The sequence below is a fragment of the Microbacterium phosphatis genome, from assembly GCF_049177115.1.
Lineage (GTDB): Bacteria > Actinomycetota > Actinomycetes > Actinomycetales > Microbacteriaceae > Microbacterium > Microbacterium phosphatis.
Genome location: NZ_CP185370.1, coordinates 1,438,869 through 1,462,649, shown reverse-complemented (window position 1 = coordinate 1,462,649; position 23,781 = coordinate 1,438,869). Strand labels below are relative to the sequence as shown.

27 protein-coding genes are annotated in these 23,781 nt (G+C 69.1%); 10 read left to right on the top strand and 17 right to left on the bottom strand.

Going from position 1 to position 23,781, the window contains the following annotated elements; genetic code table 11:
• Positions 1 to 9 precede the first annotated feature (9 nt).
• Genes ACOKGD_RS06935 through ACOKGD_RS06920 form a run of 4 tightly spaced genes read right to left on the bottom strand, consistent with a single transcriptional unit; the run spans position 10 to position 3,311 of the window.
• Positions 10 to 546, bottom strand: a complete 537-nt coding sequence (locus ACOKGD_RS06935; protein ID WP_342334887.1) for a CGNR zinc finger domain-containing protein — start codon at positions 544 to 546, stop codon at positions 10 to 12.
• A 49-nt stretch (positions 547 to 595) separates the two neighbouring features.
• The gene (locus tag ACOKGD_RS06930) at positions 596 to 1,624 is read right to left on the bottom strand and encodes an Fpg/Nei family DNA glycosylase (RefSeq protein WP_342334888.1); all 1,029 of its coding nucleotides are present in this window, start codon (positions 1,622 to 1,624) and stop codon (positions 596 to 598) included.
• Positions 1,624 to 2,109, bottom strand: coding sequence for a ribose-5-phosphate isomerase (locus ACOKGD_RS06925; RefSeq protein ID WP_342334889.1), 486 nt, complete (start codon positions 2,107 to 2,109; stop codon positions 1,624 to 1,626). Before ACOKGD_RS06925 ends, ACOKGD_RS06930 begins: the two co-directional genes overlap by 1 nt.
• 32 nt (positions 2,110 to 2,141) lie before the next feature.
• The gene (locus ACOKGD_RS06920) at positions 2,142 to 3,311 is read right to left on the bottom strand and encodes a ferrochelatase (protein WP_421355115.1); all 1,170 of its coding nucleotides are present in this window, start codon (positions 3,309 to 3,311) and stop codon (positions 2,142 to 2,144) included.
• A gap of 243 nt (positions 3,312 to 3,554) precedes the next feature.
• Here ACOKGD_RS06920 and pepN point away from each other — a divergent pair, with 243 nt between their 5' ends.
• The 3 genes from pepN (at position 3,555) to ACOKGD_RS06905 (ending at position 7,789) form a co-directional block, all read left to right on the top strand.
• Complete coding sequence (gene pepN / locus ACOKGD_RS06915) at positions 3,555 to 6,104, top strand: aminopeptidase N (protein WP_342334890.1); 2,550 nt, start codon at positions 3,555 to 3,557, stop codon at positions 6,102 to 6,104.
• An 87-nt stretch (positions 6,105 to 6,191) separates the two neighbouring features.
• Positions 6,192 to 7,340: a mechanosensitive ion channel family protein gene (locus ACOKGD_RS06910; RefSeq protein ID WP_421355114.1), complete on the top strand. Its 1,149-nt coding sequence runs from the start codon at positions 6,192 to 6,194 to the stop codon at positions 7,338 to 7,340.
• Between the two features lie 2 nt (positions 7,341 to 7,342).
• Positions 7,343 to 7,789 carry a globin gene (locus ACOKGD_RS06905; protein ID WP_342335532.1) on the top strand — a complete coding sequence of 149 codons (447 nt, stop codon included), beginning with the start codon at positions 7,343 to 7,345 and terminating at the stop codon, positions 7,787 to 7,789.
• 52 nt (positions 7,790 to 7,841) lie between these two features.
• Here ACOKGD_RS06905 and ACOKGD_RS06900 read toward each other — a convergent pair whose 3' ends face one another.
• Positions 7,842 to 8,501 carry a hypothetical protein gene (locus ACOKGD_RS06900; protein WP_342334892.1) on the bottom strand — a complete coding sequence of 220 codons (660 nt, stop codon included), beginning with the start codon at positions 8,499 to 8,501 and terminating at the stop codon, positions 7,842 to 7,844.
• Positions 8,502 to 8,542: 41 nt separating this feature from the next.
• On the opposite strand from ACOKGD_RS06900, the gene ACOKGD_RS06895 reads away from it, so the two are divergent.
• Positions 8,543 to 9,415 carry an acyl-CoA thioesterase gene (locus ACOKGD_RS06895; protein WP_342335533.1) on the top strand — a complete coding sequence of 291 codons (873 nt, stop codon included), beginning with the start codon at positions 8,543 to 8,545 and terminating at the stop codon, positions 9,413 to 9,415.
• An 81-nt stretch (positions 9,416 to 9,496) separates the two neighbouring features.
• Positions 9,497 to 10,408: an ABC transporter substrate-binding protein gene (locus ACOKGD_RS06890; protein WP_342334893.1), complete on the top strand. Its 912-nt coding sequence runs from the start codon at positions 9,497 to 9,499 to the stop codon at positions 10,406 to 10,408.
• Positions 10,409 to 10,433: 25 nt separating this feature from the next.
• On the opposite strand, the gene sufU is transcribed toward ACOKGD_RS06890, so the two are convergent.
• From sufU to msrA, 7 genes are all read right to left on the bottom strand, one after another.
• The gene (sufU, locus tag ACOKGD_RS06885) at positions 10,434 to 10,868 is read right to left on the bottom strand and encodes a Fe-S cluster assembly sulfur transfer protein SufU (protein WP_342334894.1); all 435 of its coding nucleotides are present in this window, start codon (positions 10,866 to 10,868) and stop codon (positions 10,434 to 10,436) included.
• Complete coding sequence (locus ACOKGD_RS06880; protein ID WP_342334895.1) at positions 10,865 to 12,115, bottom strand: aminotransferase class V-fold PLP-dependent enzyme; 1,251 nt, start codon at positions 12,113 to 12,115, stop codon at positions 10,865 to 10,867. The genes sufU and ACOKGD_RS06880 overlap by 4 nt, the downstream gene beginning before the upstream one ends.
• 243 nt (positions 12,116 to 12,358) lie before the next feature.
• Positions 12,359 to 12,838: an acyl-CoA thioesterase gene (locus ACOKGD_RS06875; protein ID WP_342334896.1), complete on the bottom strand. Its 480-nt coding sequence runs from the start codon at positions 12,836 to 12,838 to the stop codon at positions 12,359 to 12,361.
• A 78-nt stretch (positions 12,839 to 12,916) separates the two neighbouring features.
• The gene (ettA, locus tag ACOKGD_RS06870; RefSeq protein ID WP_342334897.1) at positions 12,917 to 14,596 is read right to left on the bottom strand and encodes an energy-dependent translational throttle protein EttA; all 1,680 of its coding nucleotides are present in this window, start codon (positions 14,594 to 14,596) and stop codon (positions 12,917 to 12,919) included.
• Between the two features lie 63 nt (positions 14,597 to 14,659).
• Positions 14,660 to 15,196: a DUF6993 domain-containing protein gene (locus ACOKGD_RS06865; RefSeq protein ID WP_342334898.1), complete on the bottom strand. Its 537-nt coding sequence runs from the start codon at positions 15,194 to 15,196 to the stop codon at positions 14,660 to 14,662.
• A 43-nt stretch (positions 15,197 to 15,239) separates the two neighbouring features.
• A complete protein-coding gene (locus ACOKGD_RS06860) occupies positions 15,240 to 15,737 on the bottom strand; it encodes a single-stranded DNA-binding protein (RefSeq protein WP_342334899.1) in 498 nt (165 codons plus the stop codon).
• Between the two features lie 143 nt (positions 15,738 to 15,880).
• A complete protein-coding gene (gene msrA, locus ACOKGD_RS06855) occupies positions 15,881 to 16,423 on the bottom strand; it encodes a peptide-methionine (S)-S-oxide reductase MsrA (RefSeq protein ID WP_342334900.1) in 543 nt (180 codons plus the stop codon).
• Between the two features lie 109 nt (positions 16,424 to 16,532).
• Between msrA and ACOKGD_RS06850 the strand changes: the two genes are divergently transcribed.
• Positions 16,533 to 16,790 (top strand): hypothetical protein, encoded by a 258-nt coding sequence (locus ACOKGD_RS06850; protein WP_342334901.1) that lies wholly within the window; start codon positions 16,533 to 16,535, stop codon positions 16,788 to 16,790.
• 9 nt (positions 16,791 to 16,799) lie between these two features.
• Here the strand turns inward: ACOKGD_RS06850 and ACOKGD_RS06845 are convergent, their stop codons facing one another.
• Positions 16,800 to 18,233 carry a MocR-like transcription factor YczR gene (locus ACOKGD_RS06845; RefSeq protein WP_342334902.1) on the bottom strand — a complete coding sequence of 478 codons (1,434 nt, stop codon included), beginning with the start codon at positions 18,231 to 18,233 and terminating at the stop codon, positions 16,800 to 16,802.
• Positions 18,234 to 18,294: 61 nt separating this feature from the next.
• On the opposite strand from ACOKGD_RS06845, the gene ACOKGD_RS06840 reads away from it, so the two are divergent.
• Both ACOKGD_RS06840 and ACOKGD_RS06835 read left to right on the top strand, forming a co-directional pair.
• Positions 18,295 to 18,438 carry a hypothetical protein gene (locus tag ACOKGD_RS06840; protein WP_342334903.1) on the top strand — a complete coding sequence of 48 codons (144 nt, stop codon included), beginning with the start codon at positions 18,295 to 18,297 and terminating at the stop codon, positions 18,436 to 18,438.
• Positions 18,435 to 19,052, top strand: a complete 618-nt coding sequence (locus tag ACOKGD_RS06835) for a membrane protein YczE (RefSeq protein WP_342334904.1) — start codon at positions 18,435 to 18,437, stop codon at positions 19,050 to 19,052. The genes ACOKGD_RS06840 and ACOKGD_RS06835 overlap by 4 nt, the downstream gene beginning before the upstream one ends.
• Positions 19,053 to 19,110: 58 nt before the next feature.
• On the opposite strand, the gene ACOKGD_RS06830 is transcribed toward ACOKGD_RS06835, so the two are convergent.
• Positions 19,111 to 19,323 (bottom strand): methyltransferase, encoded by a 213-nt coding sequence (locus tag ACOKGD_RS06830; RefSeq protein WP_342334905.1) that lies wholly within the window; start codon positions 19,321 to 19,323, stop codon positions 19,111 to 19,113.
• A gap of 126 nt (positions 19,324 to 19,449) precedes the next feature.
• Between ACOKGD_RS06830 and ACOKGD_RS06825 the strand changes: the two genes are divergently transcribed.
• Together ACOKGD_RS06825 and ACOKGD_RS06820 are read left to right on the top strand one after the other, a co-directional pair.
• A complete protein-coding gene (locus ACOKGD_RS06825; protein WP_421355103.1) occupies positions 19,450 to 19,737 on the top strand; it encodes a helix-turn-helix domain-containing protein in 288 nt (95 codons plus the stop codon).
• Positions 19,738 to 19,793: 56 nt separating this feature from the next.
• Positions 19,794 to 20,819: a hypothetical protein gene (locus ACOKGD_RS06820; protein ID WP_342334906.1), complete on the top strand. Its 1,026-nt coding sequence runs from the start codon at positions 19,794 to 19,796 to the stop codon at positions 20,817 to 20,819.
• Positions 20,820 to 20,822: 3 nt separating this feature from the next.
• Here ACOKGD_RS06820 and ACOKGD_RS06815 read toward each other — a convergent pair whose 3' ends face one another.
• Genes ACOKGD_RS06815 through ACOKGD_RS06805 form a run of 3 tightly spaced genes read right to left on the bottom strand, consistent with a single transcriptional unit; the run spans position 20,823 to position 23,731 of the window.
• Entirely contained in the window at positions 20,823 to 22,568 is a 1,746-nt protein-coding gene (locus tag ACOKGD_RS06815) for an ABC-three component system protein (RefSeq protein ID WP_342334907.1), read from the bottom strand.
• Positions 22,558 to 22,809 (bottom strand): ABC-three component system middle component 6, encoded by a 252-nt coding sequence (locus tag ACOKGD_RS06810; RefSeq protein ID WP_421355102.1) that lies wholly within the window; start codon positions 22,807 to 22,809, stop codon positions 22,558 to 22,560. Before ACOKGD_RS06810 ends, ACOKGD_RS06815 begins: the two co-directional genes overlap by 11 nt.
• Complete coding sequence (locus ACOKGD_RS06805; RefSeq protein WP_342334908.1) at positions 22,793 to 23,731, bottom strand: ABC-three component system protein; 939 nt, start codon at positions 23,729 to 23,731, stop codon at positions 22,793 to 22,795. Before ACOKGD_RS06805 ends, ACOKGD_RS06810 begins: the two co-directional genes overlap by 17 nt.
• Positions 23,732 to 23,781 lie beyond the last annotated feature (50 nt).

Genomic DNA, 23,781 nt, shown 5'->3' with positions numbered 1-23,781 from the left:
GCCGCCGGCTCACTCCGGCAGCCGCGCGCGATGGCGGCGCACGGCCGCGCGGTTCGCGCAGCGGACGGAGCAGAACCGCTGCCGCCCGTTGCGCGTGACGTCCACCACCACGCGGTCGCACGCGGGCCCGCCGGCCTCGCCCGCCGCGCATCGTCCCAGCCGATGCATGCCGCGTGTGACGAGGTGGAGGGCGGTGCCGACGGTGATGACCGCGCGGATGACCTGCGGCAGGCCCTGATCCGCTCCGCGGTAGTGCAGGTGCCAGCCCTCGCCGTCGTGGTTCGTGAGGCGCGGGTAGGCTGCGGCCGTCGCCATCTGCGCGTTGAGCAGCTCCGCTCTCGCGTCCGGGGTGGGGGCGTCCACCACGCGCAGCCACTCGTCGATCACGTCGCGGGTGCGCGCGTGGTCGTCGGGCGCGGCCTCGAACACCCCGGTCATCCCGCCCGCGTAGATCCGCTCGAGGATCCCCTCGCGGTCGGCCGGCCAGTCATCCGCGAGCGATGCCGCCAGCAGCACCGCGTACTCGCCGTAAGGGTTGAGCTGCATGCGCCCATTACAGCAGGTCGGCGCGTCGCGTCGGCGTCTCAGCGCGGCGTCAGCGCTGGCAGTTCGGGCACCAGTAGAGCTTGCGCGCCTGCATCTCCTCGAGCACGATCTCGGTGCCGCACACGCGGCATGGCAGACCGGCGCGGTGATAGACCCAGTGGCGATCGTCGCGGTGAGCCATCGCCTTGCGCCAGGCGTCGCCCTCGAGCCCGTCCATGGTCATCATCTGACCCGTCTCGACGCCGATCCGCAGGAGACCCACCCAGTCGCGCCACAGCCCGCGGACGAGCTCCTCGGGGATGGCCCTGCCGGGGGTGTGCGGATCCAGGCGCGCGCGGAACAGCATCTCGGCGCGGTAGACGTTGCCGATGCCGCTGACGACCGCCTGATCCATCAGGAGCTGGCCGATCGCGACGTTGCGGCGGCGGACGGCGGCGACGAAGCGCTCCTCGTTCTCCTCCGGATCGCCGACGAGCGGGTCCGGTCCGAGACGCGCGATGACGGCGGCGACCTGCTCGGGCGTCTCGACCGCGCACGCGGTCGGGCCACGCAGATCCGCGCACGTCGAGTCGGTGAGGAGACGCGCGCGCACCTGTCCGACCACCAGCGGGGGCCACTGGGCATCGTCGGCCTCGAGGCCGTCCGCCTCGTCCAGGCCCTTGGTCTGCTCGGACATGCGCACCCGGACCCGCGTTCGCCGCGGGGCGCCGATCGAGGCGAGCGAGTTCTCGCCCGCGTCGTCGAACACCGGGGCGTCCTCCGGGGCCGCGAGGTCGGTGCCCTGCTGATTCGTCTGGCCCATCCGCCCGTTCGCGGAGGCGATCGTCGGATCGACGAGGATCTCCCCCGCGAAGTCCCACGCGCCGTAGAGGCCCAGGTGCACGCGCAGCCACAGCTCCTCGTCGAACTCGAGGAACATCTGCTTGCCCACGGCCTGGGCCGTGGTCGGGGTGCGGCCGCTCAGCATCGCTGCCCCCTCGGCGAAGCGCCCCTGCGGGCTCGACACCGTGACGGGGCGTCCGACGAAGTTGCGCTGGAACTGCCGCGCGATGCGGTGGACGGAATGGCCCTCGGGCATCAGGCTCGGGGGTCGGGAAGCAGCGATCCGTCGGTCTCGTAGGCGAGCACCTGCGCGATGCGCCGCGCGTGGCGCTCGTCGCCCGTGAAGGGCGTCTCGATGAATCGGTCGATGAACGTCACGACCTCCTCGAACGCGTGCTGACGAGCGCCGATCGCGATGACGTTGGCGTCATTGTGCTCGCGGGCGAGCTCGGCCGTGGGCAGGTTCCACACCAGAGCGGCTCGGACGCCCGTGACCTTGTTGGCCGCGATCTGCTCGCCGTTGCCGGAGCCGCCGAACACGATGCCCAGCGCGGGCACACCGGCGGCCTGGTCGCTCACGACCGCCTGGGCCGCGCGGATGCAGAACGAGGGGTAGTCGTCGACCGGGTCGTACTCGATGGGACCGTGATCGACGACCTCGTGCCCCTGACCGGCGAGGTGATGCTGGAGCTGGGTGGAGAACTCGAGGCCGGCGTGGTCGGTCGCGATGTGGATGCGCATGGGTTCGATCCTAGGGACGGGCGGGCGGGGACTCAGGGCAGGATGCCGGCGGCGGCGGGCTTGAACCCGGCCCGGATGTTCTCGCAGCAGCCAGGGCGGCACACGTCGTACCAGGGTCCGAGGTCGGTGCGGTGCGGGCGCTCTGCGGCGGGGGTGCCGTTCAGGCGCTCCTCGACCAGGTCGATGAGACCGGCGACGTAGGCGGGGTCGACACCGGGGGTCGGGGTGCGCACGGAGCGCAGTCCGGCCTCGGCCGCCGACTCGGTGGCCTCGTTGTCGAGGTCCCACAGGACCTCCATGTGGTCGCTGACGAAGCCGAGAGGAACGATGGCGATCGCCTGGATCCCCGCCGCGGGCAGCTCGGCGATGACGTCGTTGATGTCGGGCTCCAGCCAGGGCTGCGACGCGGGGCCGGAGCGCGACTGGTAGACGAGCTTCCAGGAGACCTGAGCCGCCTCGGGGATGCGCAGCGCGATGTCGGCCATCACGGCCTCCGCCACGGCGAGGTGCTGGGCGGCGTACGCGCCGCCGTCGCCCCAGTCGACATCGCGGGGCCCGGAGCGATCCGCGTCCTGCATGGGCACGCTGTGCGTCGAGAACAGCACCTCGATCGCGTCGGGCGCGAGCCCGTCGGCGAGGTAGTCGCGCAGGGCTGACTCGACGCCGTCGATGAACGGCTGCACGAAGCCGGGGTGGTCGAAGAACTGACGGACCTTGTCGATCGTCACGCGGTCGCCGAGGCCGGTCTCCTCGAGGACCCGCGCGAAGTCCTCGCGGTACTGGCGGCAACTCGAGAACGAGCTGTAGGCGCTGGTGGAGACCGCGAGCAGCGTGCGGTGGCCCGCCGCGTCGGCCTCGGTGACGGCCGCGTCCAGGAACGGCGCCCAGTTGCGGTTGCCCCAGTAGACGGGCAGATTCAGCCCGCGGCGCGCGATCTCGGCCTCGAGGGCCTCCTTCAGCGCGCGGTTCTGGGCGTTGATGGGGCTGACCCCGCCGAAGTGGCGGTAGTGCGTCGCCACCTCCTCCAGACGCTCGTCCGGGATGCCGCGTCCGCGCGTGACGTTGCGCAGGAACGGGATGACGTCGTCCTGCCCCTCGGGGCCGCCGAAGCTGGCCAGCAGGATCGCGTCGTAGGCGACCGGGGTCTCGATGAACGGAGCGCCCGTTGAGGCCTCGGCGGAGGCGAACAGGGGGCCCTGCACCTCGGTCGTCGAGTTGGCGGCGTCGGCAGGGTTCTCGTGCGGCTCGGTCACGTCCCCATTTTCACACCCCCGGAGAGGTGGACGGGACACGTCGCTCGATGTCGAGACGATGGATCCTGACGCCTGCCTGAGGGAATCCAGGTCCCTGCCCACGGGAGCACGTAGGCTTATCCAGTTGCCGGCGCAGTCACCACCCCTCTGGCGTCGGCGTTCCCCCGAACCAACACCCACGGGAGCTCATCAGTGCCTGGAGAGAACCTCACCCGCAGCGAAGCGCACGAGCGCCGCGGCGTCATCGACACCCGCTCCTACGAGATCGCTCTCGATCTCACCAAGGGCGACGAGGTGTTCGGATCGCGCAGCGTCGTCCGATTCGCCGGTCACGCGGGAGCCGCGACCTTCATCGACCTGATCGCGCGCGACGTGCGGCAGATCACCCTGAACGGCCGCGATCTCGACCCGGCCGCCGTCTTCCACGACTCGCGGATCCAGCTGGACGGCCTCGAGGAGGAGAACGAGCTCGTCGTCGACGCCGACTGCCTCTACACGAACACCGGTGAGGGCCTGCATCGCTTCGTCGACCCCGTCGACGGCGAGGTCTACCTCTACTCGCAGTTCGAGGTCCCCGACTCGCGTCGCGTCTTCGCGGTGTTCGAGCAGCCCGACCTCAAGGCCACCTTCCAGTTCACGGTGACGGCTCCCGCCAACTGGAAGGTCGTCTCGAACTCCCCCACCCCCGAGCCCATCACGCACGACGAGGCGAAGACCGCCACCTGGGGCTTCGCCCCCACCCCGCGCATCTCGTCGTACATCACGGCGCTCGTCGCGGGCCCCTACGAGGAGGTCCGCTCGGAGCTGACCAACTCCGAGGGCCGCGTCATCCCGCTCGGGGTGTTCGCCCGCAAGAGCCTGTGGCAGTACATGGACGCCGACTACATCTTCGAGAAGACCCGCCAGGGCTTCGCGTACTACGAGGAGAAGTTCGGCTACCCGTATCCGTTCGAGAAGTACGACCAGCTCTTCGTCCCCGAGTTCAACGCGGGAGCGATGGAGAACGCGGGTGCGGTGACCTTCACCGAGGCCTACGTGTTCCGCAGCAAGGTGACCGATGCGGTCAAGGAGCGCCGCGTCGTGACGATCCTGCACGAGCTCGCCCACATGTGGTTCGGCGACCTGGTGACCATGAAGTGGTGGAACGACCTCTGGCTGAACGAGTCGTTCGCCGAGTGGGCCTCCACGATCGCCACCGCCGAGGCCACCGAATGGACCGAGGCGTGGACGACCTTCAACGCGATGGAGAAGACCTGGGCCTACCGCCAGGATCAGCTTCCCTCGACCCACCCCGTCGTCGCCGAGATCAACGACCTCGAGGACGTCCAGGTCAACTTCGACGGCATCACCTACGCCAAGGGCGGGTCGGTCCTCAAGCAGCTGGCCGCCTGGGTCGGCGTGGACGCCTTCTTCGCCGGTGTCGGCGCCTACTTCACCAAGCACGCGTTCTCGAACACCACCCTCGACGACCTGCTCGTCGAGCTCGAGCGCACCAGCGGCCGCGACCTGTCGGGCTGGTCGAAGAAGTGGCTCGAGACCGCCGGCGTCAACACGCTGTCCCCGGTGATCGACGAGGGCGCCGATGGCCTCATCTCGCGCTTCGCGATCACGCAGACCGCGCCGGCCGACTACCCCACCATCCGCCCGCACCGCCTCGGCATCGGGTTCTACGAGCTGCAGGGCGGATCGCTCACCCGCACCCACAGCGTCGAGATCGACGTCGACGGCGACCTCACGGAGGTGCCGCAGCTCAAGGGCCAGCGCCGCCCCGCGCTGGTGCTGCTGAACGACGAGGATCTGGCCTACGCCAAGATCCGCCTCGACGAGCACTCGCTCGCCACCGCCATCGATCACCTCGCCGACATCGCCGATCCGCTCGCGCGTTCGCTCGTGTGGGGTGCGGCCTGGGACCAGACCCGCGATGCCGAGTCGGCCGCGAGCGACTACGTCGACCTGGTGCTGCGCAACATCGGTCGCGAGACCGAGTCGACCACCATCCGCACCACACTCGGTCAGCTCCAGCTCGCCGCGAACGCTTACGTCGCCCCGGAGCGCCGCGAGGCCACCCGCGCCCGCGTCGCCGACGGCCTCTGGGCGCTGGCGCAGGCGGCAGATGCCGGAAGCGACGCCCAGCTGCAGTTCGCCACCGCGTTCGCCTCGGCCTCCGCCACCCCGGCGCAGGCCGAGATCGTGCGCCAGCTGCGCGAGGGCGAGATCACCCTCGCCGGCCTCGAGATCGACACGGACCTGTCGTGGCAGCTGCTCGTCTCGCTCGCGGCCTCGGGCGCGGCGGACGACGCCGCTATCGACGAGGCGCTGGCGGCCGACAACACCGCCAAGGGCGGCGAGTTCGCCGCGCAGGCGCGGGCCGCGATCCCCACTGCGGAGGCGAAGGCGGCCGCCTGGGCCTCGCTCGTCGACAGCGACACGCTGCCGAACACGCTCGTGCGCACCTCGGCGCTCGGCTTCGTGCACCCCGCGTCCCGTCACCTGCTCGTCGACTACGTCTCGCGCTACTTCGAGATGCTGCTGCCGATCTGGGAGTCGCGCACGTACAAGATCGCCGAGTACCTCTGCGAGCTGCTGTACCCGGGCGCGCTGGCCAACCAGTCGCTGATGGAGGCCACCCGGAGCTGGCTCGGCGCCAACCCCGAGGCACCCGCCGCCCTGCGCCGCATCGTGCTCGAGAACCTCGCGGGCGTCGAGCGCGCCCTGGCCGCGCAGTCGCGCGACGGCGAGTGAGTTCGCGCACAGCCGACTGAACATCCCCGGCGAGCCCCGGCGCCACACATCGTGCGCCGGGGCTCGCCGCATACCCTGGAGGGGATGATGCACACTCAGCCCAACGACCCCGCGGAGACGCTCTCGCCTGCCATCCAGGTGCTGATCGACGTCGGCTTCAAGGCGCTCTGGATCGCCGTGACGATCGTCGCGTGCGCGCTGGCCGCCTGGCTGCTGCGCTTCGTCATCCGACGCGTTGTGGATCGGATCGTCAAGGGCGCAAAGACCAAGGCGAAGATCGACGACACCAGGGCGCTCGATCGCTCACCTCTCGCCTCGGTTCGTCTGGTGCAGCGCACCCGGACGCTGGGCTCGATCCTGACGAACATCGTCAACACCACGATCGTGATCGTCGGTGTCATCCTCATCGTCAACATCATCGACCAGGGCATCCTCGGATCCTTCGCGCTCATCAGCGCGGCGATCGGCGCGGGCCTGGGCTTCGGCGCGCAGAACATCGTCAAGGACGTCCTCAACGGCATCCTGATCGTCGCGGAGGACCAGATCGGCATCGGCGACGTCGTCGACCTCGGGCTGGCCACCGGCGTCGTCGAGTTCGTGAGCGTCCGGATCACGCACGTGCGCGATGTGAACGGCACGCTCTGGTACGTCCGCAACGGCGAGGTCACGCGCATCGGCAACATGTCGCAGGGCTGGTCTCGCGTGGTGATCGACGTCGGTCTCCCCGCCGACACCGACATCGACGCCGTCGAGGCCACGCTGCTCGACGTCGCCGAGACGCTCACGAAGGACAAGCGCTGGCGCACCCGGATCATCGGCCGTCCCGAGGTCTGGGGCCTCGAGTCGGTGGCGGGCGACACGCTGAGCATCCGCATGGTGCTGCGCGCCAAGCCGAGCTCCAAGGACGACGTCTCGCACGAGCTGCGGATGCGCCTGCGCGCCGCGGTGCACGACCTCGGCCTCGACCTCTCCTCCCTCGAGGCCGTGGCCCTCGCGGGCGCCGACGGCGCCCTGCGCGTGCGCGGCGCGAACCCGCCGCGCACCGAGCCTCATCCCCTGCCGGAGCGCCCGTCGTGGCGCCCGCTGGGTCGCAGGAAGAAGGATCCGGCCGCAGCCGCACAGGCGCCCGCACCGGCGCCGAAGGCCCCGAAGCCTCCGAAGCCGGAGAAGCCGGCCGCGGCCACCGCGTCGCCGGAAGACGAACCCGTCAACGACGGAGAGGACACCACGAAGTGACCATGGGGATCCGGCCCGAGGGCCATGGAGAGCTGCCGTCCATCACGTTCTTCGAGGCGGTGGGCGGCCACGAGACCTTCGTGAAGCTCGTCGACGTGTTCTACCGGGAGGTCGCCGAGGACACCGTCCTGAAGCCGATGTACCCCGAGGAGGACCTGGGGCCGGCGAAGGAGCGTCTGACGCTGTTCCTCGAGCAGTACTGGGGCGGCCCCACGACCTACAGCGAGAACCGCGGGCACCCCCGGCTGCGCCAGCGCCACCTGCCGTTCCACGTGAACCCGGACGCGCGCGATCGCTGGCTGGCCCACATGCGCACCGCGGTCGACGAGCTCGCGCTCTCGCCGCTGCACGAGGAGACGCTGTGGGACTACCTGCAGCGCGCCGCGCACGCGATGGTCAACACGTTCGAGCCGACACCGGAGGCATCGCCGGAGTCGCCGCGCGCGTGAGCGCCCGGTGACCTTCCGGGGCCTGGCCGCGTCGCCCGCCGGACGAGCGCCGTCAGGCGGCGCCCGTGCTGCGCACGGCGGTCATCCCCGTCGCCGCGGGCCCCCGCGACAGGATGTGTCCGCGCTGCAGGGTCACGCGGGTCCACCGACCCGATCCCGTCACCCGCGCCTCCTCCTCGCCGCCGATGAAGCCCAGCGAGAACGCCGCGAACGCGACCCCGAGCGGCAGTCCGAGCAGCTGCTCGTCGGGTGTCCCCCACACGTCGCCGCGGATCGCGCGCACCACGTCCTCCCCGGCGTCCGTCGGCACCCGCTCGGCCACCGCCGCGATGCCCCATTCGGCGCGGGAGGCCAGCGTCGCGGCGGGGATGGTGCCCACCTGCTGCCAGCCGCCGCGCGGCGGCGCCACACCGGCCCAGGCGGGCGCCAGCGCCGTCTCCGGCAGCGTGAGCGCGCTCGCGTCGTCGGATGCCTCCAGATCCGCGACCACCAGGTCGCACTCCAGCTCCGGATCGGCCGCGACGATGCGCATGCCGAGCACCGTGGGCGTGCGATCGAGCAGCCCGCGGGGCGCGAGGGCCGCCGTCGTCATCGCGAGCACCCCGTTGGCGGCCTGCAGGCGCACACCCTCGTCGCCGATCCGCGCCGCTCGCTTCGCGAACGTCAGGGCGTCCTGGGCGGAGGGGGTGTCGGCGAGCACGAGCTGGGTCACCCGATCGAGCCTAATCGCCGCTGAATAGACTGACTCCCGTGATCGAAGACGCGAACGCCAGCTCCCCCGACCCGGTCGACGTCCTCCTCGGAGTGCTGACGCTCGGCGAGACCGGCGCGCGCACGAGCGAGGATATCTTCACCGCGTCCTCGCACCCGATGCCGGGCGGCCGGATCTTCGGCGGGCAGGTGCTCGGCCAGTCGATCGTCGCGGCCTCGCGCACGCTGCCCGATGACCGCTTCCCGCACTCGCTCCACGGGTACTTCCTCCGGCCGGGCGACGTCCGCAAGCCGCTGACCTTCTCGGTCGACCGGATCCACGACGGTCGTTCGTTCTCGCGCCGCCGCATCCAGGCGTTCCAGGACGGCGAGCCGATCTTCTCGGGCATCGCCTCCTTCCAGGACGAGGATCCCGGTCTCGAGCACCAGCTGACGATGCCGGAGGTGCCGGGCCCCGACGAGCTCACGGGCCCGGACCAGCTGGTCACCGATCGACCGGAGGCCTCGCTGCTGATCCGCGCGAACCCGATCGAGGTGCGCCACGTTGAGTCCGATATCTACCTGACGGTCGACGAGAGGGCGCCGCGGCAGGCCGTGTGGACGCGGCTGCGCCGCCCGATCGGCGACGACCCGATGCTGCACCGCGCAGCGCTCGCGTACCTCACCGACTTCACGATCCAGGAGTCCGTGCTGCGGGCCCACGGCATCGCGTGGGCGACGCCGGGCATGCGCACGGCGAGCCTCGATCACGCGATCTGGTGGCATCGCCCCGCGCGCGCCGACGAGTGGATGCTCTACGTCCAGGAGTCGCCGAGCGCGCGCGGCGGCCGCGGCCTCGCTCAGGGGCAGCTGTTCGCGCGCGACGGCTTGCTGGTGGCCACGGTGGCGCAGGAGATCATGCTGCGCGTTCCGTGAATTCGGCCCTGGCGACCCGCGCGTCCGCCGGAGATGATTGGCTGGGGACCAGGATCCCCTTCCCGACCCCGAGGAGCACTCGTGACCGACTTCCGCTTCCGCACGCTCGCCGTCGGCGCCCTCGCCGCGGCTTCCGTCTTCGCCCTCGCGGGCTGCGGCTCGGCCGACCCGCTCGCCGCGCCGTCCGCCACCGAGGACTCCGGCGCATCGTCGGGGTCGGATGAGACGATCGTCGTCGGCTCGCAGGCCTACTACTCGAACGAGGTCATCGCGGAGATCTACGCGCAGGCGCTCGAGGAGGCCGGCTTCACGGTCGAGCGCAAGTTCAACATCGGCCAGCGCGACGCGTACCTGCCGTCGCTCGAGTCGGGCGAGATCGACCTGTTCCCGGAGTACACCGGAAACCTGCTGCAGTTCTACGTCCCGGACACCGAGGCCCGCACGTCGGACGACGTCTACGCCGAGCTCCAGGATGCCCTGCCGGACGGTCTCGAGGCGCTCGAGCAGTCGTCGGCTACCGATCAGGACTCGTACAACGTCACGGCAGACTTCGCGGCCGAGCACGACCTGAAGAGCCTCGCCGATCTCGCCGACGTCGACGGCCTGGTGCTCGGCGGCGCGCCCGAGCTGGAGGAGCGCCCCTACGGCCCCACGGGCCTCAAGGACGTCTACGGGGTCACCGCCGCCTTCCAGGCCACCGGCGACACCACGGTCGAGGATCTGGTCGCCGGCACGATCCAGATCGCCAACGTCTACAGCGCCGACCCGCGCATCGCCACCGAGGATCTCGTCACCCTCGACGACCCCGAGGGCCTGTTCCTGGCGTCGAACGTCGTGCCCATCGCGAGCAGCGACATCGCCGACGACATCGCCGAGACGATCGACGCGGTCAGCGAGAAGCTCACCCCGGAGATCCTGGTCGACCTCAACGTGCAGTCGAGCGTCGACAAGAAGTCGTCCGCCGACATCGCGAAGGCGTTCCTGTCGGAGTGACCGGGCCCTGACCCCCGCGAGGGGGTCAGGCCTGGTTCAGGCAGGCCTCGAGGGCCACCCAGCCGAGCATCGCGCACTTGATGCGCATGACGTACTTGGCCACGCCCTGGAAGGCCGCCGCATCCTCGAGCGACTCGGGCGGCTCGCCCGCGCCGCGTGCGCGCAGCATGGTGCGGAACTCCTCGACGCGCTCGAGGGCATCGGCCTTCTGCGCGCCCGCCAGCATGTCGGCCATCACCGAGGCGGAGGCCATCGAGATGCTGCAGCCCTGGCCGTCCCAGACGAGTCGCTCGATGGACCCGTCGGCGGCGACCGTCACGCCCATCGTGATCTCGTCGCCGCACGAGGGGTTGAGCTCGTGATGCTGGTGGGCGGCGGTGGCCGGGTCGCCCTTCCCCTGCGGGTTGCGCGAGTGATCCAGGATCAGCTCGCGGTAGAGGTCCTCCAGTTCGGTGCTCATCGGTCGGCTCCGAAGAATCCACGCACCTCGGCGAGGGCGGCGCCGAAGCGCGCGACGTCGTCGGCCGTGGTGTAGACGTAGGCGCTCGCGCGGGTCGACGCGGCGACCCCCAGCCTGCGGTGCAGCGGCTGAGCGCAGTGGTGCCCGGTGCGCACGGTGATCCCCCGATCGTCCAGGAACTGGCCGACGTCGTGCGCGTGCACCCCGTCGATGACGAAGCTCGCGAGCCCGGCGCGCTCGGCGCCGGCCTGCGGGCCGATCAGGCGCACACCGGGGGTGGCGAGCACGGCGTCGACGAGGAGGCCGGCCATCTCGGCCTCGTGCGCGCGCACCTCGTCCATTCCCAGCGCCGAGAGGTAGTCGGCGGCGGCGCCGAACCCGACGGCCTGGGTGACGGGCTGGGTGCCCGCCTCGAATCGCTGCGGCGAGGGCAGGAACTCGGCGTCGTCGATCGTCACCGTCGTGATGGTCGATCCGCCGGTGCGAGCCGGCGGCAGCTGGTCGAGCAGCCCGACGCGGCCGTAGAGCGCGCCGATGCCCGTCGGGCCCAGCATCTTGTGCGACGAGAACGCGGCGAAGTCGACCCCGAGCGAACCGAGGTCGAGCGCGAGGTGCGGCGCCGACTGGCAGGCGTCGAGCACCGTCAGTGCGCCGACCTGGCGAGCCAGCTGCACCACGTCGGCGACCGGCGCGATGTACCCCGTGACGTTGGACACATGGGCGAAGGCGATGAGCTTCGTTCGCGGGGTGACGACGGCGGCGAGGTCGTCGATCGTCCACAGGCCGTGCTCGTCGACCGGCACGGCGCGCAGTGCGGCACCCGTGCGGCGGGCGAGCCGCTGCCAGGGGATCAGGTTGGCGTGATGCTCGGCCTCGGTGACGACGATCTCGTCGCCGGGGCCGAAGGCGAGCTCGGGGGCGCCGAAGGTGGCGGCATCCGAGAGACCCAGGGCCACCACGTTCAGCGCGTCGGTCGCGTTCTCGGTGAACACGATCTCGCGTTCGCCGGCGCCCACGAAGCGCGCTATGCTCTCGCGCGCACCTTCGAAGGCCCACGTCGCCTCGCCGGTCGCCATGCTCGATCCGCGGTGCACCGCCGCGTACTCGGTGCGGGCGAATGCGTCCTCGGCTTCGATCACCGCGTCCGGGCGCTGCGAGGTCGCCCCGGAGTCCAGGTAGACGCGGTCCGGGTGATGCCGGAGGTACGGCGTGGCGGCGCGCAGCGCGGGCAGATCAAGCGAGGTCATAGGTACTCCAGTCTCCCCCATTCCGTGGGCGGAGCGGGCGGTGCCGGCTCCGGGTCGGCTGAACGCGCCCGGGTCCCCTGAGCGTCACGAGGAGGTCATGGCGTCGGCCGAGTCATCCGGCCGCATCCGTCGCGCGCCGCGTGATGCGCGGATCCGCGCGTCGTGGGACGGGCGCGTGTCCAACGAGGTCCCGGCCTCGCCGCACCTGCGGCGACGTGGGGCCGGCGGCCTTCGTCACGTCCTTCACCGCCGGCTGAAGGCGATGGGCTCCTCGACGTACGGCGCCCACACGGCGCGGACCTCGTCCGGCAGGCGGGTCGGGCGCCCGCTCGCGACATCGACCATCACCACGACCGCCGCCGCTCGCGCGTACAGCACCTGCGGCTCGGAGCCCGCCGGGCTGTACACCTCGTAGCAGACCTCGGCGCTCGATCCACCCAGGCGTCCGAGCCAGAGCTGCACGTCGAGCGGCTTGTGCTCGTACGGGACGGGAGCCAGGTACTCGATCTCCTGGCGCGCGATGAGCGTCGCGAGCGAACCGCCCTCCCCGAGCACATCGCCGTCGAACACCGCCGTCGGCGCCTGGTCGGACGGATCCTCCGACTTCCAGAACGCGCGCAGGCGCGCCTCCTCCAGCAGCTTGAGCATCGACGTGTTGTTCACGTGGCCGAGCGCGTCGAGGTCGCCCCAGCGACGGTGGATGGGGATGTGAACGCGAGTCATGGATCCATTCTGGTGGGTGCGGGATACGCGAACGCCCGCCCCGGGATCCCGGAGCGGGCGCTGCGCGAGCGGCTGAGATCAGTCGCGCGTGAGCTTGCGGTGCGTGGTGCGGTGCGGACGCGCGGCCTCGACACCGAGGCGGTCGACCTTGTTCGCCTCGTACGACTCGAAGTTGCCCTCGAACCAGTACCACTGGGCCGGGTTCTCGTCGGTGCCCTCGTACGCCAGGATGTGCGTGGCGATGCGGTCGAGGAACCAGCGATCGTGGGTGATGACCACGGCGCAGCCGGGGAAGTCGAGGAGGGCGTTCTCGAGCGACGAGAGGGTCTCGACGTCGAGGTCGTTGGTCGGCTCGTCGAGCAGCAGAAGGTTGCCGCCCTGCTTCAGGGTGAGGGCGAGGTTCAGGCGGTTGCGCTCACCACCGGACAGCACGCCGGCCTTCTTCTGCTGGTCCGGGCCCTTGAAGCCGAACTTCGAGACGTAGGCGCGCGACGGGATCTCGGTCTTGCCGACCGTGATGATGTCGAGCCCGTCCGAGACGACCTCCCAGAGCGTCTTGTCCGGGTCGATGTTGGCGCGGTTCTGGTCGACGTAGCTGATCTTGACCGTCTCGCCGATCTTCAGCTCGCCGCCGTCGAGGGGCTCGAGGCCGACGATCGTCTTGAACAGGGTCGTCTTTCCCACGCCGTTGGGGCCGATGATGCCGACGATGCCGTTCGGGGGCAGGTTGAACGACAGGTTGTCGATCAGGGTGCGACCGTCGAAGCCCTTGTTGAGCTTCTTGGCGTCGATGACGATGCTGCCCAGGCGCGGACCCGCGGGGATCTGGATCTCCTCGAAGTCGAGCTTCTTGGTGCGCTCGGCCTCCGCCGCCATCTCCTCGTAGCGGGCCAGACGCGCCTTCGACTTGGTCTGGCGGCCCTTGGCGCTCGAGCGGACCCACTCGAGCTCGTCCTTCAGGCGCTTGGCGAGCTTGGCGTCCTTCTTGCCCTGGACGTCGAGGCGCTCGGCCTTCTTCTCGAGGTACGTCGAGTAGTTGCCCTCGTAGGGGTAGAGACGACCGCGATCGACCTCGGCGATCCACTCGGCGACATGGTCGAGGAAGTACCGGTCGTGGGTGACGGCGATGACCGCGCCCTTGTAGGCCTGCAGGTGCTGCTCGAGCCAGAGCACGCTCTCGGCGTCGAGGTGGTTGGTGGGCTCATCGAGGAGCAGCAGGTCGGGCTTCTGGAGGAGCAGCTTCGCCAGCGCGACACGACGGCGCTCACCACCGGAGAGCGGTCCGATCTCGGCGTCGGCCGGCGGCGTGCGCAGCGCGTCCATGGCCTGCTCGAGCTGCGAGTCGAGGTCCCAGCCGTCGGCGGCGTCGATCTCCTCCTGCAGCGTGCCCATCTCGGCCAGCAGCGCGTCGAAGTCGGCGTCGGGCTCGGCCATCAGCGCCGAGATCTCGTTGAAGCGGTCGACCTTCGCCTTGATGGCGATGCCGTCCTGGATGTTCTCGATGACCGTCTTGGTGTCGTCGAGCTCGGGCTCCTGCATCAGGATGCCGACCGTGAAGCCCGGCGTCAGCTTGGCCTCGCCGTTGGACGGGGTGTCGAGACCCGCCATGATCTTCAGGATCGTCGACTTTCCGGCGCCGTTCGGGCCGACCATGCCGATCTTCGCGCCCGGCAGGAACGCCATCGTCACGTCGTCGAGGATGAGCTTGTCGCCGACGGCCTTGCGGGCCCGGACCATGGAGTAGATGTATTCAGCCATTTGGGGTCCAGTCTAGAGCGCCGGACGCGGATCTCACGGGTCGCTGCGCGGACCCCCGGCGGTTCACCAGTCGATCGGCCGAGTGGACCCGACGAGGCACACGGTGCCGCCCTGCAGCGCGGGGAGCTCGCGAGCCACGACGCCTTCCACCTCGGGGCCCGCCTGACCGACCAGGCACTCCCCCTGCCACAGGACGGAGAACTGGAGCGCCTCCGCGGCGTTGCCCACGGTCGTGCGATCCTCTGTCACCTGCATGGCGGACTTGTCGAAGCCGGCCTCCACGAGCGCGTCGACGTACGCGCGCCCCTCGGCCTTCTGCTCGGAGGCCGCGACCTGCTGGACGACGGCGGTGAAGAACGCGAGATTGTCGGACGCCGACCCCTCCGGCTGCAGGACCGGCTCGGCCGGAGCGGGCGCCGGTGTGCCCGTCGTGCCCGGAGTCGCCGCGCCGGGCGTCGCCGTCGCCGGCGTCGAGGCCGTGGTGTCGGCCGGTGCGGGCTGCTCGGCCGCGCAGCCGGACAGGGCCACCAGGGCGGCGAGCCCGACGGCAGCCGCCGCGACGCAACGCCGCGGAGCCACCGGATCGCGTCGCAGACTCACGCGTCGAGTCTAGGGCGCGACCGGGGGCCGACCCGGGCGAGCGTCAGTACGGCGTCTCGGCCGACGCGAGGTCTCCGAACGACGCCTCGGCCAGACCCGGCGGGGCCCACGCATCGCCGCTCTCTCCCGTTGTGGATTCGGAGAGCGGGTCCGGCGCCGGCTGCTCGTCGGGCCCCGCGTGCTTCGCGTGGGTGCGTTCGTACCGGCTGACCCCGAACATCAGATCGTGGCCGAGGGCGTCGGCGTCGATCTCGGCCTCCATGCCGCGCTTGCCGTCGTTCTCCCAGGCCCGCAGGCGCAGGCGGCCGGTCACAACAACACGCTCGCCCTTGTGCAGCGACCTGGCGGCGTTCTCGCCGAGCCCTCGGAAGGCCGAGACGCCGTACCAGTTGGTCGGGCCGTCGACCCACGCGCTGCTCTGCCGGTCGAAGCGACGGGTGCCGCTGGCTACGCGGAACCGCGTCACGCAGACGCCGCTCGGCAGGACCTTCTGCTCGGGCGCGGTGGCGATGTTTCCCACGATGGTGATGGTGTCGGTCATGGTCGTCCTCTCTCACTCGCCGGTGATCCGGCCGGCCGATGGTCGGCCTCGAGAAGAGCGTCGCGCCGGTCGGGGTCCCAGAACGGCGATCGCCCCCATCCGGGAGGGATGGGGGCGATGTCAGGGGGTGTGGACGAGCCGCGTCAGACGATGTACTCGGCGAAGCGCGCGCGCACCTTGTTCACCTTCGGAACCGCGACCGCGAGGCAGTAGCCCTGGTTCGGGTTCGTCGCGAAGAAGTCCTGGTGATAGTCCTCGGCGTCGAAGTAGGCGCCGAGCGGCTCGATGGTGGTCACCAGGGTTCCCTCGGTCTCGCCGAGCGGGGCGTCCCAGATGTCCGATGCGCGCTCGCGGGCGGCCTCGAACAGGGCCCGCTGCGCGTCGTCCGCCGGGAACATCGCCGAGCGGTACTGCGTCCCCGAGTCGGCGCCCTGGTGATTGAGCTGCCGCGGGTCGTGCATGGTGAAGAACGCGTCGAGGATCACATCGGCCGGGATCACCTCGGGGTCGAAGGTGACCTTCACCGCCTCGGCGTGGCCCGTCGCGCCCGTGCACACCTGCTCGTAGCTCGGGTGGTCGGTCGCGCCGCCGGTGTAGCCCGAGACGACGCTCTCGACGCCCCGCAGCGCGCGATACGCCGCGTCCAGACACCAGAAGCAGCCGCCGGCCAGAACGAAGGTCTCCATGTCGTGCTCCTCTCGCCGCCCGTGCGGCACATCGGCAACGCTACGCCGGTTCGCGGAGCGCTGATTGTCGGTGGCCCCTCCTAACGTCGTGCGCAGGAAGGAGCTCGTTATGAACAACACCGCCATCGCCCTCAGCGTTCCCGTCGCCACCCCTCGCATCCGCGGCCGCGAGAGACTCGACCGCGCCGGTGCGGCGCTGTGGCGCGTCGTCGCTCGAGACGAGCGCGTGATCGGGCATCTCCGCCGCGTCGAGCATCCGCTCGGCGAGCGGTTCCGTGCCGAGCGGCTTCACCTCGCCACCGGGCGATTCCGCGAGGTGGGCGAGTTCTGGTCGCCGGACGAGGCGGTCGCGAGCCTGCGCGTCTGACGCCGCCCGTCAGACGACCGCGTCCAGCGGTGCCGACTCCCCCGGCTCCCACCGAGCGTCGGCGACATCGGCCCACGCCTCCACCAGCAGCCCGGCGGCGCGCTCGAGCACCGGTGCCGGCGCCGTGAAGGGCACACGGATGTGGCGTTCGTGGCCGCCTCCCACGGAGAACCGCGGACCCGCCGACAGCAGCAGGCCCCGGCGGCGCGCGGCCAGCGTCAGCGCAGAGCTGCGCGGGGCGCCGAGGCCCATCCACATCGCGACACCGCCCGGGGTGGCCGGCACGTCCCATTCGGGGACGTCGCGGCGAAGCGCCCGCATCAGCACGTCCCGTCCCTCGCGCAGCAGAGCGGATCGCTGCGCCAGGATCTCGGGCATCGCGGGCATCAGCCGCTCCGCCACCGCCTGCTCGAACTCGGGGGTGCCGAGATCCGTTGTGGGGCGGGCCGCGGTCAGACGCCGGATCATGTCGACATCGGTGCGGATCCACCCGATCCGCAGTCCGCCCCACACCGTCTTGCCGAGCGAGCCGAGGGTGATCACCGACTCCTCGCCCGCCACGGCGGCGAAGGGCGCCGGGGAGATCACTCGGTCGGCCCCGAGCTCGGCGGTGGTCTCGTCCACGATGACGATGGCGCCCACCGAGCGCGCCAGCTCGGTGATCCGGATGCGCGCCTCGAGCGACATCGACGCGCCCGTGGGGTTCTGGAAGTCGGGCATCAGGTAGAGCACGCTCGGGCGCGAGCGCAGGATCGCGTGCTCGGCGCGCTCGAGGTCCCAGCCCTCGCCGATCGACACCGGGACGCCGACGAGCCGCGCGCCCTGACGCGCGAACGCCTCGGCGGCGTGCGGATAGGTCGGCGTCTCGAGCAGCGCCCGGTCTCCGCGCGAGACGATCAGCGACGCCAGCAGGGTGATGGCGCTCTGGGCGCCGTTGGTGATCATGATCTGCGACGGATCCGTCGGCAGACCGCGCTCGGCGTAGCGGGCCGCGACCGCCTCGCGCAGACCGCGCCGCCCCAGCACCTCGTAGCCGGGGCGCGCGATGATGGACGGCGCGTCCGCCGCCGCCTCGGCATAGACGGCCGCGAGCCCCGGCCAGGCGGCGGGGCTCGCCTGCTGCAGATCGATCGACGCATCGTCGCCCGCGACCCGACCCAGGTCGCGCCGCCCGAGCGGCTGAGTGATCGAGCCCGAGCCCCTCACGCTCTCGATGTGCCCGGAGGCGCGGAGACTGCGGTACGCGGCGGCGACCGTGGTGCGGCTGAGGCCCAGGCGGGCGGCCAGCTCGCGCTCGGCGGGAAGCGCCGTGCGCGGAGCGATCCGGTTGTCCAGGCACAGCAGCCGGATCGCATCGGCCAGCGCCTCGTACGCCGGCTCGCGGGTGCGCCACGCACCGAGCTGGGCGTCGAGGGCGCGGGCGGAGAGACGGGAGTCCATCATGCGGCCACTGTAGGGCAATTGGACTCTTTACCGAAGTCCAATCTCGCGGTGGACTGTCCTCATGCTTCTCGATACGATCCTTCTGCTCGCGATCGGCCTGCTCTCGGTGGGCGCGACCGTCGCCACGCTGCGCGAGGTGGCCCTCGACGGCTATCGCCGGCGGTCGAAGACCACGGACCTCTCTCGCCGCGGGGTCGGCGCATGATCCGCCGCGTCATCCAGCTCGCCCTCGGGCTGCCGCTGTTCGGCGCGGGCGTCGCACTCACCGTCGAAGCGGGCCTCGGCCTCGACCCGTGGACGGTCCTCGCCGAGGGGCTCTCGCTGCACACCGGGATCGGCATCGGCTGGATCGCCAACATCATGGGCGCGTTCGTACTGCTGCTGTGGATCCCGCTGCGGCAGAAGCCCGGCGTGGGCACGATCGCCAACATCCTGCTCGTGGGCACCGCGATGCAGATCACGCTCGACCTGCTGCCGCCCATCTCGGGGCTCGTCTGGCAGATCCTGCTGCTGGCCGGCGGCATCGCCCTCGTCGGGCTCGCCTCGGGCCTCTACATCGGCGCGCAGTTCGGCCCCGGTCCGCGTGACGGCCTCATGACCGGGTTGAACCGCCGGTTCGGCTGGCCGGTGTGGGCGGCGCGCGGCACCGTCGAGCTCTCCGTGCTCGCGCTCGGCTGGCTGCTCGGCGGCACGGTGGGCTGGGGCACCCTCGCGTTCGCGCTGCTGATCGGACCCGCGGTCGACGTCGGGCTGCGCCTGTTCGACACCCGCCGCCCCGCGGTGGTCATCGAGGCCGCGCCCGACGCCGTGCCCGCATGACGGCGCGCCGGAGGACGGCGCCGGCGACCGCGCGAGCCTGAGCGAGCGTCCGAGCGAGTCAGTGCTCGCGGAACTCCGGACGGTCGGATCCCGGGGCGAGGTGCGCGACCAGCGCACCCTTGGCCACCTGGAGGCCCTCGTAGGTCCCCAGCGGGGCGTCGGCGCCCGCCAGCGTCACGGCGTACACGCCGTCATCGACCTCTTTCACCGTGCCGACCGCGCCTGCCGGGCCGTAGGCCACATAGAGGCGTCGTGTGTGCGTCAACGACATCGTCGACTCCTTCCGCTCATCCGGAGGCTACGCCCGCGTCCCGTCGGCGGGAAGGGCTTGACGACGAGGCCAGTCGCGGATCGGCGCTCCGGCACGCGACGGCGCGGCGATCGATGCGCCGGTGTGATGGTGCTCTCCAATGGACTCAAACCGAACGTGCAGCTTCGGTTCCAGCGGCTGGAAGCGGTGTGGAATCAGGCGAGACTGGGCATCCGCGATAGCGGAGCGTCCCAGCGGGAGGATGACTTTGAGGTCGTCACAGAGCCGAGCAGACCGCCTAGAACGCCCCCCACGCCGGAGGAAGTGGACGCTATTAGAACGGCGAAGGCCAGCGGCGAGAGTGTCCGCTCCATCGCCGAGCGCTTCAACAAGCACCGGAGCACGGTCTGGCGGTACACGAAGGACATCCGATAGGCGGCTCACCTCCCGACTATCGAGCGAACCAGGTTCGTCGTTGCGACAATTGAGTTGTGAAGTTCAAACGCCGCAACCTCGAAGCCCTTGCCGACCTCATCGTGGGCAACGCGGGCCGCGACGACGCTGAGAACGAGGCCGAAGCGAAATACTTCCCCTACCGGTCCAGCATGTACATCACCGAGTTCTTCCAAGAGCTGGAGACGGAGTACCAGCACGACGGTTCAACTCGCCACCGCTGGGTGGCAGATGTGTTGGAACAGATGTTGGCCGAACCGCACGAAGGCCCCAACCGCCCGCCAGAGATATTCTGCCGCCTCATCGACCAGCTGATGAGCCCGGCCGATCGGCTCAACGAAGGGGCCGACCGCCCTCGGGCGCTCGCGCAACTCAACGAGGTACTTGGTCGTGAAGGCTTCGAGGCGTTCTATGGAGAGGACAACCACTGCTACCTCCGTCATGTCGGCACCCAGACCGTGACCATCCTTGCCGCCAATCCCCACCGCCCGTTCAGCAAGGCTGAGCTGGAGCGGCGGCAGCTTCTGACGGCGTACCTGGATCAGTGCAGCGAGGATGACCTCATTGAGGAGGTGCTCCTCCCGCTGTTCAGGCAACTCGGCTACCACCGCGTCACCGCCGCTGGGCACAAGGACAAGGCCCTGGAGTACGGCAAGGACGTTTGGATGCGCTACACCTTGCCGACGCAGCACATTCTCTACTTCGGCATCCAGGCAAAGAAGGGCAAGCTTGACGCTTCGGGGGTAACCAAGACGGGCAACGCCAACATGGCCGAGATCTACAACCAGGCGCTCATGATGCTGGCACATGAGATCTTTGATCCCGAGACCAACCGTCGCGTCTTGGTCGACCACGCCTTCATCGTCGCAGGCGGCGAGATCACCAAGGCAGCCCGCAACTGGCTCGGCAACGCTCTTGACGCTCACAAGCGCAGCCAGATCATGTTCATGGACCGCGATGACGTCTTGAACCTCTACGTCGTCGCAAACCTGCCGCTGCCCGAAGGAGCCTTGCCGCCGACGCCCCTCAATCCATGGTCGACACGCGATGAGGCACCGTTCTAGGACCTAGCTGAAGCGGAACCCGAAGAGCCCCCCATCGTCGGTTGCATCGGTAAGTCGTGTCGACATGATGTATGGCTCCGCATCAAATGCTCCATCGCTCTGAGTTTCAACGAGGTCAATGAAGTCCGAGTTGAGCGTCACGATGTATTGGAACCCGTGTCGTTCAGCTAACCGAGCACCGATATTTAGGCAGGAGGCGATCTGGCGGCCATCGATCGCATCGAATAGATGGCTGTCGTGGACCAGGATGTGGGGGGCGCGGCTGTTCTTGATCGCGGCAATCATGCAGGTCGTGTCGAACATGAACGTCTCGACGCTGCGCACACCGGTGCTCGCATCCCCTGAGACTCGCGGAGTGACCTTCAAGATGCCCTTGTCCGTAGGAGCGACGAGGAGAGTCGCTTCGCGGTCGGTGTATATCTCCGAGCCCAGTTCGTCGAATACGGCGATGGACTCGTCGAGCGAACTCGATCGTTCGTGCAGTTCTGTGCGAACGGATGTTACTAGCTCCGCAGTCTTAAGCTTCACCCTGTCGTTGATCTGACTAATCGAAGCTGCTGCCTCGACGCGGCGTTCTAGGTCGGCGACCTCGGACTCTAGCTTCGCCAAGTCCCGCTGAACGGCTAGGAATGTGTCGAGCGCCACGGTTTCGCTCAGCAGGCGAAGAATCTCGGAGCGTTCGGTGTCGCGAATTCGGCGTTCTGAGTCGACAACATTTAGGCGTGCGGTTGCAGCCTCCAACTCTTGCTGGAGAAAGCTACGTCGGTTCCGGACGACCGAGTGGTGGAACTCAGATACTTCATCAAATCGTCTTCCAACAAGCTCCGGCAACACGACGCCGAGCTCGTTGTAGACGCGCGTCAGCTTCGCCTTCAGAGCAGCATCCTCAGCCGGGTCAACTTCATCTTGAAGAGCTGTCTCTAGTTCGCGGGTTCGGCGCTGGAGCGCGAGTCCTTCGTCATTGAGGCGCTGGATTGAGGCGGTCAACTCGTCTGCGTCACGCTGGTGCTCAGCGTATTGCTCATCGACTTTGAACACGCTTAGCGACTCTTGTGCGCGATCTCGTTGTCGCCGGACGTTTGCGAGCTGGGCACGCAGTTTCGACTCATCGAGGGTGAGGTGTGTGAGGGCGCCTTCTTTGACTGCCTTGCGAATAACCTTGCCCTGCTTCGTCAGCTGATCAAGTTCACCTGATTTGGCGAGGATCTCGGGCGACAGGCCCAGAAGGTGGCCGATCCGAACCCCTGACTCCCAATCCGCTTCGACTTGATAGACCTTGGTCGGCGTGCCAAAGAACGTCCGAACCAGCTGTCCCCAGAGCTGTCCCGGCGTTGGCCGCGTAGCTTCGTCTGGAATGTGGAACAGGTGTTGCACCTGTAATGCGCGCCATTCCTCCACAGGAATCGGTTGCCGCTCCGTAACGAACGACCAGCCGCTGATCTGCACTCGTGTTGTCGGCGAGACTGGGCGAGTGACCGTGACTTGATCTTCAGTTGCGCCATCCAGCGAAGGCAACGACATCGTGGCATAGAAGGAGTGTTCAGCGAGTTCCGCTGTCTTGAACTCAGGGGGTAGGTCGCCCCCCATGATGTAGCGCAAGATCTTGACGAAGCTCGTCTTGCCGACGCTGTTCCGGCTCTCGCCTTGTGCGGACGACTCAGTACGATCCGCGACGAGGATGTTAAGCCCGCTCGTGAACTCAAGGGACTTGAACCGGCTGTCTGATGAGCCGAGGGCGCTAAGAAACATGGGCTCTCCTCAGATGACCGGAGGGCGTCCATTCCACGAGATTGATCGCAAAGAGGGAAGCTAAAACGAGCGAGAACCAGTCGAAGGTGATGTGGTCAGAGTTGCCTCCCGCGCGTTCGCGAGCCGTGTATTGCTCCCATAGGGCGGTGACTGACTTCGGGCTTTGAAGTTGCTCCAACACGTCAGCCCCCACCGTGATGATCGCGCGTTCCGCCGAGACGCCCTTAGTTGGCAGCAGCATGAGTGCTCCCGAGAACTGATGGCGGAGTCTCAAAGATGTGACAGGAGTCAAAGAAGTAGGACACGACGGCGTAGGCCGCATTCGCCCGCCTAGCATCCATTCTGAAATTGGCTCCGGCCACGGCGACATACATCCGTTCAAGGATCTCGATAGGTTCCGGTGTCACTTCGCGTGCAGCCAAGTAAATCGCCCGGAAACGTTCCCCGTGCGCGTCCGACAGGGCCGGATCAGAAGCCTCCGCGTACCACCTTTCGATACGGGGAGCCATGAGTCGACCACTATTGAACTCCAACCGTGAACCGAGAGGAAGGTTGTTGAAGTCCATCTTGTTCGCCGGAACTGGACGGATCGATCCAGCGTCGTCCGCACTGCTATCCGACTGCCCGAGTGAGTCCAGGAGCGGCAACAGGTCAGATAGCTCGAGGTTCTCAACGCCCGGGGCCCCTGGGTACAACTCGTCCAAGACTTGCTGCGCGAGGGTGCTGACGACCTCGGTCCACAGCTGCCCCGGTTGCCAAATCCTCATTGTGAGCGGCCGTTGCGTTTCCGCACCGTGCTGCTGTTGGAGCGAGGTAAACGACTTTAGAGTCTCAGGTCCGACCGGAGCATTAGTGACAAAGCGCCAGGTCCGGAACGTGGTCCACGAGTCTCGCCCCCTGGTGAAGTCGGAGACGAGCTTGGCCTGTAGTTCGCGCTCGGCGCTCCTCGCGGGTCTTTGCCCGTAACACGCATACAGAATCGTCCCTGCATCCGCGAGACCATCGCAGCCACCGTCACCCAGCGTGCCCGCTGGTGCCGGGTTCGTGAAGTCATCGTGGAATCGCCCAAGGATGCGGCTGACGTAGTCCTCGAATTGGGCTCCGGACACGAGACAACTCTGCTGGTGCCGGAGATGGTACCAGTCACGCCAGTTGGAGGTCATCAACATCGATGCGTTCCTCCTGTCGGCGTGTGAGCGGCCGGTGCCACCGT

What these genes read in the sequence shown, in the direction of transcription:
- sufU (WP_342334894.1), bottom strand. Translation starts at nt 10,868, where the DNA reads ATGAGCACCGAACTGGAGGACCTCTACCGCGAGCTGATCCTGGATCAC.
- msrA (WP_342334900.1), bottom strand. Translation starts at nt 16,423, where the DNA reads ATGGAGACCTTCGTTCTGGCCGGCGGCTGCTTCTGGTGTCTGGACGCG.
- ACOKGD_RS06825 (WP_421355103.1), top strand. Translation starts at nt 19,450, where the DNA reads ATGGTGCTCTCCAATGGACTCAAACCGAACGTGCAGCTTCGGTTCCAG.
- ACOKGD_RS06850 (WP_342334901.1), top strand. Translation starts at nt 16,533, where the DNA reads ATGAACAACACCGCCATCGCCCTCAGCGTTCCCGTCGCCACCCCTCGC.
- ACOKGD_RS06875 (WP_342334896.1), bottom strand. Translation starts at nt 12,838, where the DNA reads ATGACTCGCGTTCACATCCCCATCCACCGTCGCTGGGGCGACCTCGAC.
- ACOKGD_RS06910 (WP_421355114.1), top strand. Translation starts at nt 6,192, where the DNA reads ATGCACACTCAGCCCAACGACCCCGCGGAGACGCTCTCGCCTGCCATC.
- ACOKGD_RS06930 (WP_342334888.1), bottom strand. Translation starts at nt 1,624, where the DNA reads ATGCCCGAGGGCCATTCCGTCCACCGCATCGCGCGGCAGTTCCAGCGC.
- ACOKGD_RS06810 (WP_421355102.1), bottom strand. Translation starts at nt 22,809, where the DNA reads ATGCTGCTGCCAACTAAGGGCGTCTCGGCGGAACGCGCGATCATCACG.
- ACOKGD_RS06835 (WP_342334904.1), top strand. Translation starts at nt 18,435, where the DNA reads ATGATCCGCCGCGTCATCCAGCTCGCCCTCGGGCTGCCGCTGTTCGGC.
- ACOKGD_RS06815 (WP_342334907.1), bottom strand. Translation starts at nt 22,568, where the DNA reads ATGTTTCTTAGCGCCCTCGGCTCATCAGACAGCCGGTTCAAGTCCCTT.
- ACOKGD_RS06840 (WP_342334903.1), top strand. Translation starts at nt 18,295, where the DNA reads ATGCTTCTCGATACGATCCTTCTGCTCGCGATCGGCCTGCTCTCGGTG.
- ettA (WP_342334897.1), bottom strand. Translation starts at nt 14,596, where the DNA reads ATGGCTGAATACATCTACTCCATGGTCCGGGCCCGCAAGGCCGTCGGC.
- ACOKGD_RS06880 (WP_342334895.1), bottom strand. Translation starts at nt 12,115, where the DNA reads ATGACCTCGCTTGATCTGCCCGCGCTGCGCGCCGCCACGCCGTACCTC.
- ACOKGD_RS06905 (WP_342335532.1), top strand. Translation starts at nt 7,343, where the DNA reads ATGGGGATCCGGCCCGAGGGCCATGGAGAGCTGCCGTCCATCACGTTC.
- ACOKGD_RS06860 (WP_342334899.1), bottom strand. Translation starts at nt 15,737, where the DNA reads ATGACCGACACCATCACCATCGTGGGAAACATCGCCACCGCGCCCGAG.
- ACOKGD_RS06925 (WP_342334889.1), bottom strand. Translation starts at nt 2,109, where the DNA reads ATGCGCATCCACATCGCGACCGACCACGCCGGCCTCGAGTTCTCCACC.
- ACOKGD_RS06935 (WP_342334887.1), bottom strand. Translation starts at nt 546, where the DNA reads ATGCAGCTCAACCCTTACGGCGAGTACGCGGTGCTGCTGGCGGCATCG.
- ACOKGD_RS06830 (WP_342334905.1), bottom strand. Translation starts at nt 19,323, where the DNA reads ATGTCGTTGACGCACACACGACGCCTCTATGTGGCCTACGGCCCGGCA.
- ACOKGD_RS06805 (WP_342334908.1), bottom strand. Translation starts at nt 23,731, where the DNA reads ATGACCTCCAACTGGCGTGACTGGTACCATCTCCGGCACCAGCAGAGT.
- ACOKGD_RS06845 (WP_342334902.1), bottom strand. Translation starts at nt 18,233, where the DNA reads ATGATGGACTCCCGTCTCTCCGCCCGCGCCCTCGACGCCCAGCTCGGT.